16 protein-coding genes are annotated in these 17,701 nt (G+C 41.2%); 13 read left to right on the top strand and 3 right to left on the bottom strand.

Going from position 1 to position 17,701, the window contains the following annotated elements; genetic code table 11:
- Positions 1-153 precede the first annotated feature (153 nt).
- A complete protein-coding gene (locus EVU92_RS05935; RefSeq protein WP_130050417.1) occupies positions 154-660 on the bottom strand; it encodes an ACT domain-containing protein in 507 nt (168 codons plus the stop codon).
- Between the two features lie 348 nt (positions 661-1,008).
- Here EVU92_RS05935 and EVU92_RS05940 point away from each other — a divergent pair, with 348 nt between their 5' ends.
- From EVU92_RS05940 to EVU92_RS05985, 10 genes are all read left to right on the top strand, one after another.
- On the top strand, positions 1,009-3,243 hold the full coding sequence (locus EVU92_RS05940; RefSeq protein ID WP_130050418.1) for an ABC transporter permease subunit: 2,235 nt from the start codon (positions 1,009-1,011) through the stop codon (positions 3,241-3,243).
- 15 nt (positions 3,244-3,258) lie between these two features.
- The gene (gene pstA, locus EVU92_RS05945; RefSeq protein WP_130050419.1) at positions 3,259-4,908 is read left to right on the top strand and encodes a phosphate ABC transporter permease PstA; all 1,650 of its coding nucleotides are present in this window, start codon (positions 3,259-3,261) and stop codon (positions 4,906-4,908) included.
- 26 nt (positions 4,909-4,934) lie between these two features.
- Positions 4,935-5,762: a phosphate ABC transporter ATP-binding protein PstB gene (gene pstB / locus EVU92_RS05950; protein ID WP_130050420.1), complete on the top strand. Its 828-nt coding sequence runs from the start codon at positions 4,935-4,937 to the stop codon at positions 5,760-5,762.
- Between the two features lie 47 nt (positions 5,763-5,809).
- The gene (gene phoU / locus EVU92_RS05955) at positions 5,810-6,511 is read left to right on the top strand and encodes a phosphate signaling complex protein PhoU (RefSeq protein ID WP_130050421.1); all 702 of its coding nucleotides are present in this window, start codon (positions 5,810-5,812) and stop codon (positions 6,509-6,511) included.
- Between the two features lie 151 nt (positions 6,512-6,662).
- A complete protein-coding gene (locus EVU92_RS05960) occupies positions 6,663-7,340 on the top strand; it encodes a TIGR00153 family protein (protein ID WP_130050422.1) in 678 nt (225 codons plus the stop codon).
- Between the two features lie 42 nt (positions 7,341-7,382).
- Positions 7,383-8,651 (top strand): inorganic phosphate transporter, encoded by a 1,269-nt coding sequence (locus EVU92_RS05965; RefSeq protein WP_130050423.1) that lies wholly within the window; start codon positions 7,383-7,385, stop codon positions 8,649-8,651.
- A gap of 76 nt (positions 8,652-8,727) precedes the next feature.
- Positions 8,728-9,657 (top strand): hydrogen peroxide-inducible genes activator, encoded by a 930-nt coding sequence (locus EVU92_RS05970; RefSeq protein WP_130050424.1) that lies wholly within the window; start codon positions 8,728-8,730, stop codon positions 9,655-9,657.
- A gap of 132 nt (positions 9,658-9,789) precedes the next feature.
- Entirely contained in the window at positions 9,790-10,332 is a 543-nt protein-coding gene (locus EVU92_RS05975) for an RNA polymerase sigma factor (protein WP_130050425.1), read from the top strand.
- Positions 10,325-10,924: a hypothetical protein gene (locus EVU92_RS05980; protein WP_130050426.1), complete on the top strand. Its 600-nt coding sequence runs from the start codon at positions 10,325-10,327 to the stop codon at positions 10,922-10,924. The genes EVU92_RS05975 and EVU92_RS05980 overlap by 8 nt, the downstream gene beginning before the upstream one ends.
- 1 nt (position 10,925) lies before the next feature.
- The gene (locus EVU92_RS05985) at positions 10,926-11,834 is read left to right on the top strand and encodes a hypothetical protein (RefSeq protein WP_130050427.1); all 909 of its coding nucleotides are present in this window, start codon (positions 10,926-10,928) and stop codon (positions 11,832-11,834) included.
- A gap of 29 nt (positions 11,835-11,863) precedes the next feature.
- On the opposite strand, the gene EVU92_RS05990 is transcribed toward EVU92_RS05985, so the two are convergent.
- Together EVU92_RS05990 and EVU92_RS05995 are read right to left on the bottom strand one after the other, a co-directional pair.
- Positions 11,864-12,067: a hypothetical protein gene (locus EVU92_RS05990; RefSeq protein WP_054563535.1), complete on the bottom strand. Its 204-nt coding sequence runs from the start codon at positions 12,065-12,067 to the stop codon at positions 11,864-11,866.
- A 234-nt stretch (positions 12,068-12,301) separates the two neighbouring features.
- A complete protein-coding gene (locus EVU92_RS05995) occupies positions 12,302-14,812 on the bottom strand; it encodes an EAL domain-containing protein (RefSeq protein ID WP_130050428.1) in 2,511 nt (836 codons plus the stop codon).
- A 215-nt stretch (positions 14,813-15,027) separates the two neighbouring features.
- Here EVU92_RS05995 and queA point away from each other — a divergent pair, with 215 nt between their 5' ends.
- The 3 genes from queA (at position 15,028) to yajC (ending at position 17,693) form a co-directional block, all read left to right on the top strand.
- Positions 15,028-16,059: a tRNA preQ1(34) S-adenosylmethionine ribosyltransferase-isomerase QueA gene (queA, locus tag EVU92_RS06000; protein WP_130050429.1), complete on the top strand. Its 1,032-nt coding sequence runs from the start codon at positions 15,028-15,030 to the stop codon at positions 16,057-16,059.
- A 138-nt stretch (positions 16,060-16,197) separates the two neighbouring features.
- Positions 16,198-17,325: a tRNA guanosine(34) transglycosylase Tgt gene (gene tgt, locus EVU92_RS06005; protein WP_058583935.1), complete on the top strand. Its 1,128-nt coding sequence runs from the start codon at positions 16,198-16,200 to the stop codon at positions 17,323-17,325.
- A 29-nt stretch (positions 17,326-17,354) separates the two neighbouring features.
- Positions 17,355-17,693 (top strand): preprotein translocase subunit YajC, encoded by a 339-nt coding sequence (gene yajC, locus EVU92_RS06010; RefSeq protein ID WP_036973302.1) that lies wholly within the window; start codon positions 17,355-17,357, stop codon positions 17,691-17,693.
- The last annotated feature ends 8 nt before the right edge of the window (positions 17,694-17,701 follow it).

The raw sequence follows: 17,701 nt of genomic DNA on the forward strand, positions 1-17,701 counted from the left end.
TCCTGCAAAGTAACGCCTTGATATTAAACCCCAGAGAAACGCTGAATTCTGTATCTAGAGGTAGTTTGAGTATTAAACATGTCGGTTTTGTGACATGTATGTCATTAATTTTAAAGCTTAGTTTAAGCTCGGATGTCCCTATAAACTTGTTTGTTATGCGTCCTCAATATCAACAATTAGGTCTGTGGTAATAGACTCAAGTGCAGTGATTACTTCGTCTTTGTTCATGCCTATTGGTAAAGCAACGGTGGCAACAGCACTAAAAATAGGTACCCCCCAGTTAGGTGCACTTTGTTGTTTTGAATTTAGATGAGTGATATTCGCACCTTTATGGCGAATAACGCTGGCTAACTCTTGCACAATGCCTGGTCTGTCATTTCCTGTGATAACAAAATTAATCTGTTCAGACTTTTCTTCAGGTAGTATTTCGGCACCGCGTTCAATTCTAATTTCTAAATACGGCAGGCTATGTAGTGCATCTTGCAGCTCTTGCAGATGTTCTTCGGGGACTGCGGCTTCAATAATTCCTGCAAAGTGGCCTGCAAGATGGCTCAAGTTACTGCTTAACCAATTACCATGGTGGTTTAAAATCGTAGCTGAGAGGTCTTCAACCAGGCCGGGTTTATCTGGTCCTAAAATAGTAATTACTAACTGCTTCATACTTATATCTCTATAAAAATGCCTCTGAAAAATGCGAAAAAAGGAAGGAGGCGTTGGTTTAAAAATGATTCTTATTGTCGAAAAAATAAGTCCTATTGAGTATTGATGTAGTTTTATTGTTTGTCCAATTTTTTCCATATAGTTATAAAAAATTAGTTATAACAATTTGTTAGCTTGTGAATTTGGTCGTTATAAATACGCAGAACAATGTCGCAATTTGGTCATTTGTTAACGTTAAAATACGTTCCTTAAATACATGCTTTATTACACTGAATTATGACGTTTGTAACATTACTGTCATCTTGGTGAAATATAATGCGCGCAACGTTAAGTTTTAAGGGTGTTTTGATGACTTCCAATCCGAATAAACCTACCTTTCATACGGATAGAAGCCGTCTATTTAAAGACAGGTTTGCCAAGTGGGGTATTTCCGCAGGTGGCGTAATGGTGCTAGTAGCACTACTACTCATATTCTTTTACCTTCTTTATGTTGTTCAACCTATTTTTGAGTCAGCAAAAGTAGAGACACGTAACAGTGTAAAACTACAAAATGCGTCAGAAGTTGTTGGTCTTGGCATTGAAGAGCAAACAGAAGTTGCCTTTTTACTTGGTGAAAAAGGAAATGTTGACTTTTACAGTGTTGAAAAAGAGCAGTTTGGTAAAAAGATCACCACTCTTAATACAGAATTACCTAGCGATGTAAGCAGCTTTGCAAGCTCTGCACCGTTCCAAGGTCAATACGCATATGGCCTTGAAAATGGTTCTGTTGTTGTGGTTGCACCAAAATTCTTAGTGACATTCCCTAACAACCAACGTCAATTAACACCACGTTTAGATTACCCGCTGGGTGATTTGGCGCTAGAGGTCGATGACCAAGGTGCGGCAATCACTAAATTTGCATTTAGCCACTATGAAGATAAAACAGCGGTTGTTGCTTTAACGGCTGATAGGCGCGTTTTGTTTAGCAGCTTTGTAGGTGAAGAAAACATGTTCACTGGCGAAGTTGAGTGGGTTGTTGAACGAACTGAGCTTGATATTGAAGGTCGTGTTGATGAGCTATTAATCTCACCTGATACAACACGTACATTCGTGCGTTCAGCAAATCAAATTTACGTATACGATACGCGTTACCCTTCAGAGGTTGAGCAAATCCAACTGCTTGCTGCGAACGAAGAAAACGCGAACCTAGTTTCAACTCAACTATTAGCTGGTGCAAACTCACTGATGCTTGCCAACGATAATGGTGAAGTATCTCAGTGGTTTGAAGTAAACACTGAAGATGGCCGTGAGTTCCAAAAGATTCGTGCATTTGAAACCAGCAAGCAATCTAAACTAAACATTTTTACAGAATTCTACCGACGTACTTTCTTCACAACAGGTGCTAACGGTGAGCTAGGTATTTATTACACAACTAGCGATGCCAAACTGTGGCAAGGTAAAGTAAGTGAAGGTCCAATTCAAAACTTTGCAATTGCACCACGTTCTAACGCGGCATTGATTCTTGCAGATGACGCGTTGAAAGTAATTGAAATTCATAATGAGCATCCAGAAGTAACTTGGTCTGCACTATGGCAAGAAGTATGGTACGAAGGTTATCCAGAGCCGGGTTATATCTGGCAGTCAACGTCGGCAAGTGATGACTTTGAATCTAAGTTCTCATTAGTGCCAATTTCATTCGGTACGATTAAAGCTGCAATGTACGCGATGTTATTTGCGGTACCCATTGCACTTTCAGCGGCAATTTACACGGCGTACTTTATGTCGAGTGAACTACGTAAAGTAGTTAAACCGACTGTAGAAATCATGGAAGCATTACCAACGGTAATTCTAGGCTTCTTAGCAGGTCTTTGGTTAGCACCATTAATTGAAGAACATTTACCAGCGATTGTCGGATTATTAGTGTTGCTGCCAATTGGTATCTTATTAACCGCATTTGGCTGGAACAAATTACCGGCGTCTATCCGTCACCGTGTTCCTGAAGGTTCTCACTCAATATTACTGATTCCAGTTGTTATCTTTATTGGTTGGCTATCGTTTGCGATGAGTAACTCAATTGAGTTATGGATGTTTGACGGTAATGTGCGTCAGTACTTAACCAATGAATTAGGTATGACATTCGACCAACGTAACTCGTTAGTTGTTGGTATTGCAATGGGCTTTGCTGTAATCCCAACTATTTTCTCAATTGCTGAAGATGCGGTATTCAGTGTTCCAAAGCACTTATCAAACGGTTCATTAGCACTAGGTGCAACGCAATGGCAAACATTGGTTCGCGTAGTACTACTAACAGCAAGCCCAGGTATTTTCTCAGCAGTGATGATGGGTCTAGGCCGCGCTGTAGGCGAAACAATGATTGTTCTAATGGCTACAGGTAATACACCTATTATGGACTGGAGTATCTTCCAGGGTATGAGAACACTTGCTGCGAATATCGCGGTAGAGATGCCAGAATCTGAGGTAGGCAGCTCGCATTATCGCATCCTATTCTTAGCAGCATTTGTATTATTCATATTCACATTCGTTTTCAACACAGTGGCTGAGTTTGTTCGTCAGCAACTGCGCGAAAAATACAGTTCAATGTAGGTGGAGAAACACGACATGGTAAAGCAGTGGTTTAAGTCTGGTTCTCCTTGGATTTGGATGACCGGCGGTGCGGTAAGCATCAGTTTAATCTCGGTTCTTGGCTTACTAGCCATGATTGCTTGGAAAGGTTTAAGCTTTTTCTGGCCATCAGAAGTAGTGCAACTTGAGCTGCAAGGTTCAGTAGCAAAGCAAACAGTGATCGGTGAAGTTTATGACCGAGAACTAGTTGCAAAATCACGTATTGAGGCGACGGGCGTTGATTTATCTGATTACGACAAAGAGCAACTAGAGCGCTTACTCATTAAAACAGGTAACCGAGAGTATGTAGATCTAGATTTCCGTTGGGTACTAGAGACAGATATTACATCACGTACTACGCCAGCTGAGCTTGCTGTATTCGAGCGTAGCAAAAACGGTAACTTTTACGGTTATGTTGAACAGGTTATTAAAGACGGTGAAGTTATCACAGATAACAAAATCGAAGAGCTTTATGATCTTGTTGACCGCGCAGTTGACCTGAATGACCAAGCCTTAGATTTACAAAATGGTGAAATTGGCCATATCAACTATGAGCTTGAGCGTTTACGTTTAAAAGAAAAAGCATACCAGCTTGATAACGAACTAACAGATGAGCGTGTTGCAGAGCTTGCACAAGCGCGTGCTGAGCTACGCGCTGAGTACACTGTATTAGAAAAACAGTTATTCGCACTTCGCAAAGCAGCTAAGCGTGACCAAGTAACGGTTAAAGACATGCGTGGTGAAGTGGTTACTTTGCCACTTTATCAAGTTCTTGATGTGTGGTTCCCTAATGACATGGGCTTCTTTGCTAAGCTTGGTCATTACTTTGTACAACTTGGTAAATTTGTTTCGGATGACCCTCGTGAAGCCAACACTGAAGGGGGTGTATTCCCTGCGATTTTCGGTACTGTGTTTATGGTCTTACTAATGGCAGTGATTGTGACGCCATTTGGTGTAGTCGCAGCGATTTACTTACATGAATACGCAGCAAAAAACGCCATTACTAAGATGATCCGTATCGCGGTAATCAACCTTGCCGGTGTACCTTCAATTGTATACGGTGTATTTGGCCTAGGTTTCTTTGTATATATGCTAGGCGGCAGTATTGACCAATTGTTCTACCCTGAGTCGTCGCCAAGCCCTGTATTTGGTACGCCAGGTGTTATTTGGTCAGCATTAACGCTAGCAATTCTAACGCTACCCGTTGTAATTGTTTCGACTGAAGAAGGTTTATCACGTATTCCTAGTACAGTGCGCCATGGTTCACTTGCACTTGGCGCAACAAAAGCAGAAACGCTATGGCGTATCATCATTCCGATGGCAAGCCCAGCGATTATGACCGGTTTAATCTTAGCGGTTGCACGTGCAGCCGGTGAAGTAGCACCACTAATGCTTGTTGGTGTTGTTAAGATGGCGCCAACACTGCCACTTGACGGTAACTTCCCATACATACATTTAGATAGAAAATTTATGCACTTAGGTTTCCACATTTATGATGTTGGTTTCCAAAGCCCTAACGTAGAAGCGGCACGCCCGCTGGTATATGCCACGGCATTCTTACTGGTATCAGTAATTATCGCCCTGAATATCACCGCGATTGGTATTCGTAACCACTTACGCGAAAAGTTTAGAGCTCTTGAGCATTAATACAGAATTTTTATAGGTAGACAGAGATGATTACAGTTGCACCACAAGTAAACCAAGCGAAAAGCGCGGCAAAGCTAGATTTAGATAACCTAACTGCAGAACAAACTGCGTTAGAAATTAAAAACTTAGATCTATACTACGGTGATAAACAGGCACTTAGCAGCGTAAATATGAACATTCCGAAGGGTCAGGTAACGGCATTTATCGGTCCATCGGGTTGTGGTAAATCAACACTTTTACGTTGTATCAACCGTATGAATGACCTAGTTGATAGCTGTCGTATCGATGGTGAGATCTTACTACATGGTCACAATATCTATGATAAGAATGTAGATGTTGCTGCACTACGAAGAAATGTCGGGATGGTATTCCAACGTCCTAATCCATTTCCAAAATCGATCTACGAAAATGTCGTTTATGGCCTACGCTTACAAGGTATTAAAGAAAAGCGTAAACTAGACGAAGTGGTTGAACAATCTTTACGTGGCGCAGCGTTATGGGATGAAGTGAAAGACCGCTTACACGATAGCGCATTTGGTCTATCTGGTGGTCAGCAACAGCGTCTTGTTATTGCTCGCTCAATTGCTATCGAGCCTGAAGTACTACTTCTGGATGAGCCTACATCGGCACTAGATCCAATTTCTACTTTAGTTATCGAAGAGCTAATTAACGACTTAAAGAACAAGTTTACCGTGGTAATCGTTACTCACAACATGCAACAAGCCGCTCGTGTATCTGACCAAACTGCGTTTATGTACATGGGTGAGTTGATTGAGTATTCAGATACCAATACGTTATTTACAACACCAAGCAAGAAGAAAACAGAAGACTACATTACAGGCCGTTACGGTTAGTCAATAAAGTCACTTGGTCTCGTAGACGAAATTTATAGAGGTAGACAATGGAACATAATATCAATAAACACATTTCGGGCCGTTTTAATGAAGAGCTTGAAAATGTGCGAAACCATGTATTGAACATGGGAGGGTTAGTTGAGCAACAACTAAACAGTGCACTAGATGCTGTTAGCAATGGTGATGCAGAACTTGCACAAAAAGTACGTGAAAACGACTATAAAGTGAATGCAATGGAAGTGAACATCGACGAAGAGTGCACGCGCATCATTGCTCGTCGTCAGCCAGCAGCAAGTGACCTACGCCTCGTGATTGCAATTGCTAAAACAATTGCTGATTTAGAGCGTATTGGTGATGAAGCTGAGCGCATTGCTAAAGTAGCGCTGGACTCATTCACAAAAGATCAGCAAGACCTACTGGTGAACATTGAAAACATGGGTCGCCAAGTATCGAAAATGCTTCACGATGTTCTTGATGCATTTGCACGTATGGATGTGCAGTGTGCGTTTGAAGTACACAAAGAAGATGCCAAAGTTGACCGTGAATATGAAGCAATTACACGTCAGATCATGACATACATGATGGAAGATCCACGCTCAATTCCGAAAATTATGGATTTAGTGTGGTCAGTTCGTTCATTAGAGCGAATTGGCGATCGTTGCCAAAATATAGCTGAATACATCATCTATTTTGTAAACGGTAAAGATATTCGTCATACATCTCAAGAAGATATAGAAAAGTCGCTGTAAATTAAGCCGCTCCTTTTCATTATTAAATCGAGCGGCCCTTGGGCCGCTTTGTGTTTTATTGGTGATGTAAGGCAGAAAAAGCGTTCACAATCGAACACAATGCTGTAAAATTCGCAGCTGCCAAAGCATACTAATTTATAAAGGGTCAGTTATGCCTACAAATGCATTTTTAGGGGTTTTTGCTAAATCACCTATTAAGCCTATGGAAGATCACATTAAGAAAGCACATCAAGCAAGTAAAGCATTGATACCTTTCTTTAATCACGTTTTTAAAGCAGAGTGGCAAGAAGCGGAAGAAATCCGCCTAAACATTCGCAATTTAGAGCGTGAAGCTGATGAAATGAAACGTAACATCCGCCTTCAACTACCACGTGGTTTATTCATGCCCGTTGAGCGTACCGATTTGCTTGAGCTTGTTACCCAACAAGACAAAATTGCTAACAAAGCAAAAGACATTGCAGGTCGTGTAGTTGGTCGTGAGATGACTATTCCCACTGAAATACAAGAAGATTTCCTTGTTTATTTAACGCGTTGTGTTGATGCGACTAAACAAGCATCAAAAGCAATCAATGAGCTAGATGAGCTGCTAGAAACTGGCTTCAAAGGTCGCGAAGTTACTTTAGTTGAGAAAATGCTCGTTGAATTGGACGCTATTGAACAAGACACGGATGACATGCAAATCAAAATTCGCCGTCAATTGCGCGCCATCGAAAATGAACTTAATCCTGTCGACGTAATGTTCTTATACAAGATCATTGAATGGGTAGGCGAGCTTGCAGATATTGCTGAGCGCGTAGGTTCTCGTCTTGAGCTGATGTTAGCTCGTTAATTTCAAATCAGTTCAAAAACGAAAAAATTAAAGGTTCACACAATGGATATCATTGCAAATTACGGCACGATACTGGTTTTAACTGCCGCCGCAGTTGGTTTCTTCATGGCTTATGGTATTGGTGCAAATGATGTTGCCAATGCGATGGGTACATCAGTTGGCTCAAAAGCACTTACAATTAAACAAGCAATCATCATCGCGATGGTGTTTGAATTCGCTGGCGCATACCTTGCTGGTGGTGAGGTTACATCTACAATCCGAAAAGGAATTATTGATGCGACGCCATTTATGGACATACCGGAACTTATGATCCTTGGTATGATTGCCGCACTATTCGCTGCGGGTAGCTGGTTATTGATTGCCTCTTTCTTAGGCTGGCCTGTATCTACGACTCACTCAATCATTGGTGCCATCATTGGTTTCGCTCTGGTTGCTGTCGGTAGCGAAGCAATCCAATGGAACAAGGTAATGGGTATTGTTGGTAGCTGGATTGTTACCCCTGCTATTTCTGGTTTTATTGCATACCTGATCTTTATGAGTGCGCAAAAGCTAATTTTTGACACTGATGCACCACTTAAAAATGCTAAGCGTTTCGTACCTGTGTATATGGGTCTAGCAGGCTTTATCATGTCACTGGTAACAATTAAGAAAGGCTTGAAGCACATTGGTATTGATTTAGGTGCTGTTGAAGGCTACGCGCTTTCTATCGCGATTGCAGTTGTCGTAGCTGTTATTGGTAAGATTGCTATTGCGCGTCTGAAAATCGATCCTAAAGCTGACAAAGCAATGCAATTTAACAACGTTGAGAAAGTGTTCGCAGTACTTATGGTACTAACAGCATGTTGTATGGCTTTCGCACACGGTTCAAACGATGTTGCTAACGCGATTGGTCCACTAGCTGCTGTTGTAAACATTGTTGAGCACAACGGTGAAATCGCTAAGAAAGCGGCTATCGCATGGTGGATTTTACCACTAGGTGGTTTAGGTATTGTTGCTGGTCTTGCTATCTTAGGTAAGAAAGTAATTAAAACAATCGGTGAAGGTATCACGCACTTAACACCAAGCCGTGGTTTTGCTGCAGAACTTGCTGCGGCTTCTACAGTTGTTATTGCTTCAGGTACTGGTTTACCTATTTCTACTACACAAACACTGGTGGGTGCGGTACTAGGTGTAGGTATGGCACGTGGTATTGCGGCACTTAATATGGGTGTTGTAAGAAACATTGTAGTTTCTTGGGTAATTACATTGCCAGTTGGCGCAGCCCTTGCTATTGTTATTTTCTACGTACTGAGAACTGCCTTCGGGGTATAAAAAGTACTAAAAGACTTTTAGCTTGAAAAGATCTCAATGCCTTAGGTATTGGGGTCTTTTTATTTTCAGGTAGAGTATGAATAACTTACCAAGTATAAAACAACTACAGTATTTACTAGCAGTCCATCAACATCAACACTTTGGCCGCGCAGCCAGCGCCTGTTTTATTGGTCAATCTACATTAAGTAGTGCAATTCAAAATCTAGAAGAAACTTTAGGTTGCCAGCTCATAGAGCGCGAAAACCGCAGTTTAATGTTTACAGCTATTGGTGAGGAAGTTGTAGAGAAAGCCCGTAAAATTATTGACGACACTCTTAGTCTAAAAGAGCTTACAAAGAGCTTTTTAACGCCTTTAAGCGGGACACTTACTCTTGGTGTGATCCCAACGATTGCCAGCTTTATTGCTGCGCCCTTATATCATTTCTGCAAACAAACCTTTACTGAGTTAGAGTTAGTCTTGGTTGAAGATACCAGCGACAAGCTACTCGATAAGCTAGAGCACGGACAAATTGATATGGCTTTACTGGCCTTGCCATTTGATACTGAAAAGTTTCATACCCAAGTACTTGCCAAAGATCACTTCAGTCTAGTGCATCATAAAGATTACACTCCAGCGGATGGTGTAGAAGATTTTAATCTGTTACCTGATGCTAGCGTGTTTTTACTTGAACGTGAGCATTGTATGACTGGGCACGCGCTAAGTGCCTGTCATTTAAATCGCTCAAGCTGTATTAATCCATTTGAAGCGGCAAGCTTACATACTTTATTAAGTATGGTTGAACACCAACTGGGTGTTACTTTCCTACCTCAAATGGCCATAAATGCCGGCATTTTAGATAAGAAAGATATGGTCGCAACGCCATCTCAAGGCGATGCTTACCGAGAAATAGGTATCGTGTGGCGTAAAACCACAGGCCGGATCAGAGACTTTAGGCTGTTTAGCCAACAGTTAGAGCTATTTCTTAACAAGCAATGTAGCTTAGACGGTCAGTGTGACAACGAATAAAGCCTCTACCTCTAAATAAAACCCCAAATAAAAAATTTGGGGTTTTTTATTATTTAAACAAACTATTTTTTTCCTTCCCTCGACTAACATAATAACAAAACCATAAAAGGCAGATCAGATGACGAGGCTAGTGTGTTTTTTCAATCACTTGAAACATTAATTGCTAAAGCGCAGCAAGGTAATAAACGGGCGTGGTTGAAATTAGTCAAGCAGCACGAAACACAGGTGTATAACTATTGTTTAAGGATGCTAAGCCACCCTGATGATGCAATGGATTTGATGCAAGAAGTGTTTATTTCTGTATATAAAAGCTTGCCAAGTTTTCGCGGGGAATCGAGTTTTAACACTTGGCTCTATCAAATTGTGCACAGGCGCAGTGTTGAATATTATCGCCGCCGTAAGCTGCATCAGAGCTTGGATTCTGTACCAGAAGAAAGTTGTGAGCAGAGTGAGTTAGAAACCAATCGACTGCAATCCGAGCAGCATTATGAGCTCAAAGAAATGATGAATAATTTACCCTGGGAGCAACGCTTGGTGGTGGAGTTAAAATTTTTTCAGCACTGTACGTTTGAAGAGATAGCTGAGCAATTAGGTATTTCAACCAATACAGCTAAATCGAGACTATACAGTGCACTTGGTAAGTTAAAAGTGCATTTGGAGGCCGTAGATGGCTAATTTAGATTCATTGTTTAGCGCATGGTTAGAAGGCGAAAGTCTTACAGATGAGCAAATTGCGTTGCTACAGGCCAATGCTGAATATGCATTAATGATGAGTAATGCAATGCAATGGCAACAGCAAAGTCAGAATTATGAAACGGTGTCAGTACCAAACTGGGATCGAGAGTCCAGTATGCCAAAAGTACAAAAATCGAATCTGTTTTTTGGTTCAGGGATGTGGGCAGTGGCTGCATCAATTGCATTTTGCGCGTGGCTTTTTGTTAGTAATCCACAGCAAGGAAATCAGCAATTACTCGAGCAAGTGGCCAAACAAACCAATTTATTAGAGTCACAACAAAAGCAAATAGATCAATTGCAAAATATTATCACTGCGCAAAATGAAGTGCAGCAGCAACAAATGTATCAGTTAGCAAAAGAAGCTATTAAGACGGGGCGAGTAGAGCGTCAGGAAGATATTGCCAGTGTGCTTGCATATATTAAAACGCAGCGAGCCCAAGACCAAGCGTACTTACGTATGCAATTAAATGATTTAGCAGAGCAAGTGGATGGTAGCCCATTGCCAACCGTTGCCAATAACTTGGAGTATTAAGATGTCAAAATACAAATCAACCACAGCTGCCTTATTGCTTTGCACAGTAGTAAGCTTATCAGCACAAGCAAGTGATGAATTAGATCAAATTCAGCGAGAAGTAGGCATAATGGAAAAAATCCTAACAGCCGCATTAAAACAAGATACCGATAACAAGGTAAGAAACGTGTCTTCAAGTTATTTGCAGCACCAAGGCGTGGTGTTTAGCTTTGATGTGCGAGGTAGCTCACGTTGGTCTTCAGTATTTGCGACTGTGCCTGATGCCCCCCTTCCACCACTGCCAGATATCGATTTTGAAGAGCTGGCTGAAATAGAAGTGCTGGGCGAACATGTGCAAGTGATTAGCGATGCTGTCGTAGTGAAAACCCAAGAGGCCTATCAACAAGCCATGGAAGTAATGCGAGAAAGCGCTGAACGAGTTCGTGAAGTAGCTGAACAAGAGCGCGATGTTAGCCGTGAAATCCGCGACCTTGAACGTGAAAAGCGCGACCTTGAATTTGACCGCCGTCACGATAAAGATGCGAAAGAGCAAGAGCTCGAAAAGCGTAAACAGGCTTTGCAAGCATCTATCAAAGAGCTTGAAAAACAGCAGCAAAAGTTGTCATTAAAACAGCAAGAAATGCGCAAAGAGTTAGCTGAGAAGAAGCAAGCGCGTGTTAAAGAACAAAAACAGCAATTGGCCGCCTTAGCTCAGCAAGTAGATAAAAGTTTATCACAGACCTTATGTGATTATGGTAGCGGCTTAAGAAGTCTGCCTAATGATGAGCATGTCAGTTTTATCATTCGTGGTGTTAGCGAAGGTAAAAGTGAGCAAGTAAAAGTGTTTAAAAAATCAGATATTAAAAAGTGTGTGGTTGGTGATATAAAAGCCGCACAATTACTTGATAAAGCATCAAGTTATAGCTTTTAAGCTTTCACACTTCCAACTAAAAAAGCAGCCTAAAGTGGCTGCTTTTCATTCATTGAAAATGGTTTTAAGTCGGGTAAAAACAACAAGTAAACCCACACGACTAAATTAAAGTAAGGTACTAACCCTAGCCCTGTAAATGTTTTTACCGGATACCCTTTAAAGGTCGCATTACGGTAACATTGATACGCTATCCCTAGATTCACAATCAGTAACAAAACGATTAGTTGTGTCATCACTTTTCTCCTTTATACCGTCAATACATGGACTTAACGATGTTAAGTTATATTATGTATGTTTAATATAATATGCAATGTCATGTTTTTTTTTGGATAATCACCATAAATGCATGACATTTCATCTTGCTGTGGATTTAAGTATAGATGAGTATTGTCAGTATGGAAGTTTAAAAACTAATAAAAAATGTTTAAAAATGTATTTAATTTAAGCTTTTTAAGGCTAGATAATTGTTAGTTAAACAGATTATTTTCAGATATTTTTTTAAGCTCGTCGTTTATTTTTTCAACCGGTACAGGACGAGCAATAAAGTAACCTTGACCATAGTCGACACCAATCTCTTTTAGCGCTAAGAATATCTCTTTATTTTCAACATATTCAGCAACAGAGCGTTTATCTAAAGAAGTACTAATGTCATTAATCGCTTTCACAAGCGCTAAATCGATGGGGTCATTCAACATGTCGCGGACGAATGAGCCATCAATTTTTACATGCTGAGCAGGTAATTGTTTAAGGTAGTTAAAAGTACTAAAGCCAGTTCCAAAGTCATCAATAGAGAAGTGGCAACCTAAGCCGTTTAATCGCTCGATCATGGCACGGGTAGCAGCAAGGTTATTGATACTTGCAGACTCAGTGATCTCAAAAATAATGCGTGTTGGTTCAACACAGTATTCTTTTAAGCTCGACTCAATATGTGGCAGCAAGCGCTCATCTAAAAATGACTGTGCAGACAAGTTAATCGCAACTTGATTTAGTTCGGGGTACTTGGCAACGCTTTTAATAGCATTACGAATTACACATTGATCCATCAAAAAGGTATCGTTTAAAAGCTCTAGTGCAGGAATAAACTGGTTAGGGTAGATGAGTTCATCATCAAGCGTTAAGCGTAATAAAGCTTCAAAATAGGCAACGTGACCTTGCTTGAAATCCCAAATCGGTTGATAGTGTAATTCGATAGCATCATGTTGTAATGCTTGGCGAATACTGTGGCCCCACTCAAGGCCAGCTTGTAAACTGTTGTGGCTAGAGTCTTCCTTCGAGTAGCAATGAACTAGATTTCGGCCTAAGCTCTTTGCCACATACAGAGCAATATCAGCTTGCTTTAAACACTCACTTGGATCGTTATTTTCAGCGGTTATTTGGGTTAAACCTATCGAGCAGCTAATTGAGTATTCTTGACCTTCTGAGTGAAAACGGTGTTTTTCAATCGCCATACAAATACTTTCTGCAACTAAGTGCGCATCGAGTAAGTTGGTATTTTTTAAGATCACGGCAAATTCATCACCACCTATACGGCAGATCAGGTGCTCCTCACTGATATTTGTAATGAATAACTGAGCAACCTCTTTTAAAACGATATCACCTTGTTGGTGACCTTTACTGTCATTGATAATTTTAAAGTGATCTAAGTCGATATAAATGAGCGCATGCTCGGTATCATTACTGGTGTATTTAGCTTTACAAATACGTTGTAATTGTTGGTCAAAGTAGTAGCGGTTATGCAGCTCTGTAAGCGTATCATGGAGCGCTAAGTGACGTAGTTGCAGTTCAGCTTGCTTACGTTCATGGATGTTATCGATAGTAGCAGTTATGGTTGCTGAGTTTTGGCTATTTTTAATCAGCTGTAAGCGGCACTCAACCCAAATTGCATTGCCATTTTTGTGCTTTAACTGAATTTCAACTTGTTGCTGTAACTCGCCACCACGCAAGATACTCTGAATTGTAGCCTGCAGCTTTGTTTTGCACTCAGGCAAACAAAAGTCAGTTAATGATTTCGCCAAACTAGACTTAATGCCGTAGCCCGTTAGGTGCTCCCAGGCAGGGTTAATAAAGCGAATATTACCCTCTTGGTTAAACTCAAGTACCACAGTATTGAGATGTAATAAAATACGTTGGTGGGCAGAAAACAGCTCTTTATAACGGCTTTGGCTCTGACTTAGTTGTTCTACTTTTTGCGCAAACTCTGCGTAGCTCACCATAAAGTCTTCACGACGGGCGGCATGGTCGCAGACTTTACTCAATAACGAATGATCGTAAGGTGCGCGAATAAAATCAGTGACGCCAGAAAGTAACAATTGCTCAGCGTAATCTGCATCATTGTTATCTATGATGGTTACAATTGCTTGTTTAGGGTTGTGCTGTAAAATTTCACTAATCAATCCGGCTGCGGTATCAGAGTGAGATTCAGTGGCATCTATCAGTACAATGGCAAACTTTTGCTGCAAATAGGTGGCAAGGGCCGCTTTTGTTGATGTGGTATGGGTAATAGCGAAGCTGAGTTTTAGCTGTTCGCTAATGTCATTTGCTTTACGGTTATCTGTTTCAAGTAGTAATAAATTAAGGCGACTACTTTTTTCAAGGTGAGTTGATAACACGTTTGCCAGTACTTGCGGTAGCATATCTTGGCGCTCAAACGGCAGTACGGCATCAATACCATAGCTTCGTGCAGTGGTTTCGGCTATACGTTCACAATAAATTGGAGGAGTAAGTAAAATCGGTGTGTTTTTTGGGGTCTTTAATAACCCAGAGCGAATCATGCGCGAAAAGCGCCAACCATCAATCTTACCGACTTCAAGGCCTGTAATGATAATATCCACAGGGTGGCTTTTGAGAATTTTTAGCGCATCTTGAGAGTCACTAGCTTCGATAAAGGTGAAGACATTAAGCTTATTTAATGTAGTCTTAATTGTTTCACGCTCAGCAACGCTCGCGTTCAAAATTAGCAGCTTTAACTGCTTTGCCATGGCGCTACTACCTCTTACTTAACCCATGTTTAGTGAATAAGCTAGAATAATGACATTTTGCCTAATCTACAAGCAAACTTTACCTAAAAGCGGTTATTAAGCACTTAAGTCTAAAATCGCCTTTAGCGAGCGCTAAGATGGTGCAGGGCTTTGCTTGAGGTAGTGGGCGTATCAGAGTAAACTTGGCGCGTTTTTATTAATGAGAGATATGCTCCATGCGCGTAGCTGATTTTAGCTTTGACCTTCCTGATGAATTAATTGCTCGTTTTCCTAAAGCAGATCGAACTAGCAGCCGTTTACTGACGCTTGATGGCCCGTCAGGGCAAGTTGAGCACAAAGTATTTAGTGATATTTTATCGCTCGTTAACGAAAATGACTTATTAGTTTTTAATAACACCAAAGTGATCCCTGCTCGCATGTTCGGGCAAAAAGAGTCGGGTGGTAAGCTAGAGGTATTGGTCGAGCGTGTGCTTGATGAGCACCGAGTGCTGGCTCATGTACGTGCCAGCAAATCACCAAAACCAGGATCAAAAATCATTCTTGAAGGTAAAGCTGAAGCAATCATGGTTGCCCGTCACGGTGAGCTATTTGAACTTGAATTTGCCAAAGACGAAAATGTACTTGATATTCTTAATGACATTGGGCACATGCCATTGCCACCCTATATTGACCGCCCTGATAACGAATCAGACCGTGAGCGGTACCAAACAGTATATGGTGAAAAACCAGGTGCAGTTGCAGCCCCAACAGCAGGCCTGCATTTTGACGATAAGTTAATGGCAGCCTTAAAAGATAAAGGCATTAACATGGCGTTTGTGACTTTGCATGTTGGTGCAGGTACTTTCCAGCCTGTGCGCGTTGACTCAGTTGATGAGCATGTCATGCACTCAGAGTACATCGAAGTACCAGATGAAGTGGTTAAAGCGGTAGCTGAAACGAAAGCAAAAGGTGGTCGTGTAATTGCGGTGGGTACTACGTCAGTGCGTTCGTTAGAGTCAGCTGCTAAAGTGCACGGCGGCAAATTAGATACATATTTTGGTGATACCGATATCTTTATCTACCCGGGTTATCAGTTCAATGTGGTTGATGCCATGGTGACAAATTTTCACTTACCTGAATCAACGTTAATCATGTTAGTGAGTGCTTTTGCTGGCCAAGAGAACATTATGGGTGCCTACCATACGGCTATTGAGCAGCAGTATCGCTTCTTTAGTTATGGTGATGCGATGTTCTTAACGCGCAAATAACTATAAAAAGCCCAGTTTTTTAACTGGGCTTTTTATTTTCGAATTTAGCCCAATTTATAGTAATAAACCCGCAAACAGGGTAGAATCGAGCGGTTAAATTATAGCTTGTTGGACTGTTTTTCCGACACTGAGGATAATATGAAATTTGAATTAGACCGCACTGACGGTAAAGCGCGCCGCGGCCGCTTGATTTTTGAACGTGGTGTTGTAGAAACGCCAGCATTTATGCCAGTAGGTACTTACGGTACTGTTAAAGGCATGACGCCTGACGAAGTGAAAGATACCGGCGCGCAAATTTGCCTAGGTAACACTTTCCACTTAATGCTGCGTCCTGGTACAGAAATCATTAAGCAACACGGTGATTTACACGACTTTATGAATTGGGATCGTCCAATCCTAACTGATTCAGGCGGTTTCCAAGTATTCAGCTTAGGCGCAATGCGTAAAATCACTGAAGAAGGCGTAATGTTCAGCTCACCAGTTAATGGTGAAAAGATCATGCTTTCGCCAGAAAAAGCGATGCAAGTTCAGCGTGATTTAGGCTCTGACATCGTGATGATTTTTGACGAATGTACGCCATACCCTGCGACAGAAAAAGAAGCTAAAGATTCTATGGAGTTATCACTTCGTTGGGCTAAACGTTCAAAAGAAGGTCATGGCGATAACCCAGCTGCGCTATTTGGTATTATTCAAGGTGGTATGTATCCTGAGCTTCGTGCACAATCACAAAAAGGCCTAGAAGAAATCGGCTTTGATGGTTATGCATTAGGTGGTTTATCGGTAGGTGAGCCGAAAAATGAGATGATTAATATTCTTGATCACTGTGCTTACAAAATGCCTGAAGACAAGCCTCGTTACTTAATGGGCGTTGGTAAACCAGAAGATTTAGTTGAAGCGGTTCGCCGTGGTATCGATATGTTTGACTGTGTAATGCCTACGCGTAATGCTCGTAACGGTCATTTATTCGTAACTGGCGGCATTGTTAAAATCCGTAATGCAGTCCATAAAACAGACACGGGTCCACTGGATCCTGAGTGTGATTGTCATACTTGTAAAAACTATTCACGTGCATACTTGCATCATCTTGATAAATGTAATGAAATCTTAGGCGCACGTCTAAACACGATTCATAACTTACGTTATTATCAACGCGTGATGGAAGGCTTACGTAATGCCATTAGCAATGGCAAACTAGACGAATTTGTTGCAGATTTTTATGCACGCCGCGGCCAAGAAGTGCCTGAGCTTGCAGATACATCAGATTAAATTTTTAGAAAAATTAAAGAGGAAGTGAAATGAGTTTATTCATCTCAAACGCCCACGCAAGTGCGGCAGGTGCAGCACCAGCAGGTGGTGGCATGGAAATGCTGATCATGTTGGGTATTTTCGGTCTGGTATTTTATTTCTTAATCTACCGTCCACAAGCTAAGCGCGTAAAAGAGCATAAAGCACTAATGAGCGCAATGGCAAAAGGCGACGAAGTACTAACGCAAGGTGGTTTAGTGGGTAAGATTGCTAAAATCGCTGATGACAAAGACTTCATCGTGATTTCATTAAATGACCAAGCAGAAGTAACAGTACAAAAATCAGCTGTTTCTGCAGTATTGCCTAAAGGCACTATGAAGTCGCTATAACAATAAAA

This window comes from Pseudoalteromonas sp. MEBiC 03485, assembly GCF_004195145.1.
Lineage (GTDB): Bacteria > Pseudomonadota > Gammaproteobacteria > Enterobacterales > Alteromonadaceae > Pseudoalteromonas > Pseudoalteromonas apostichopi.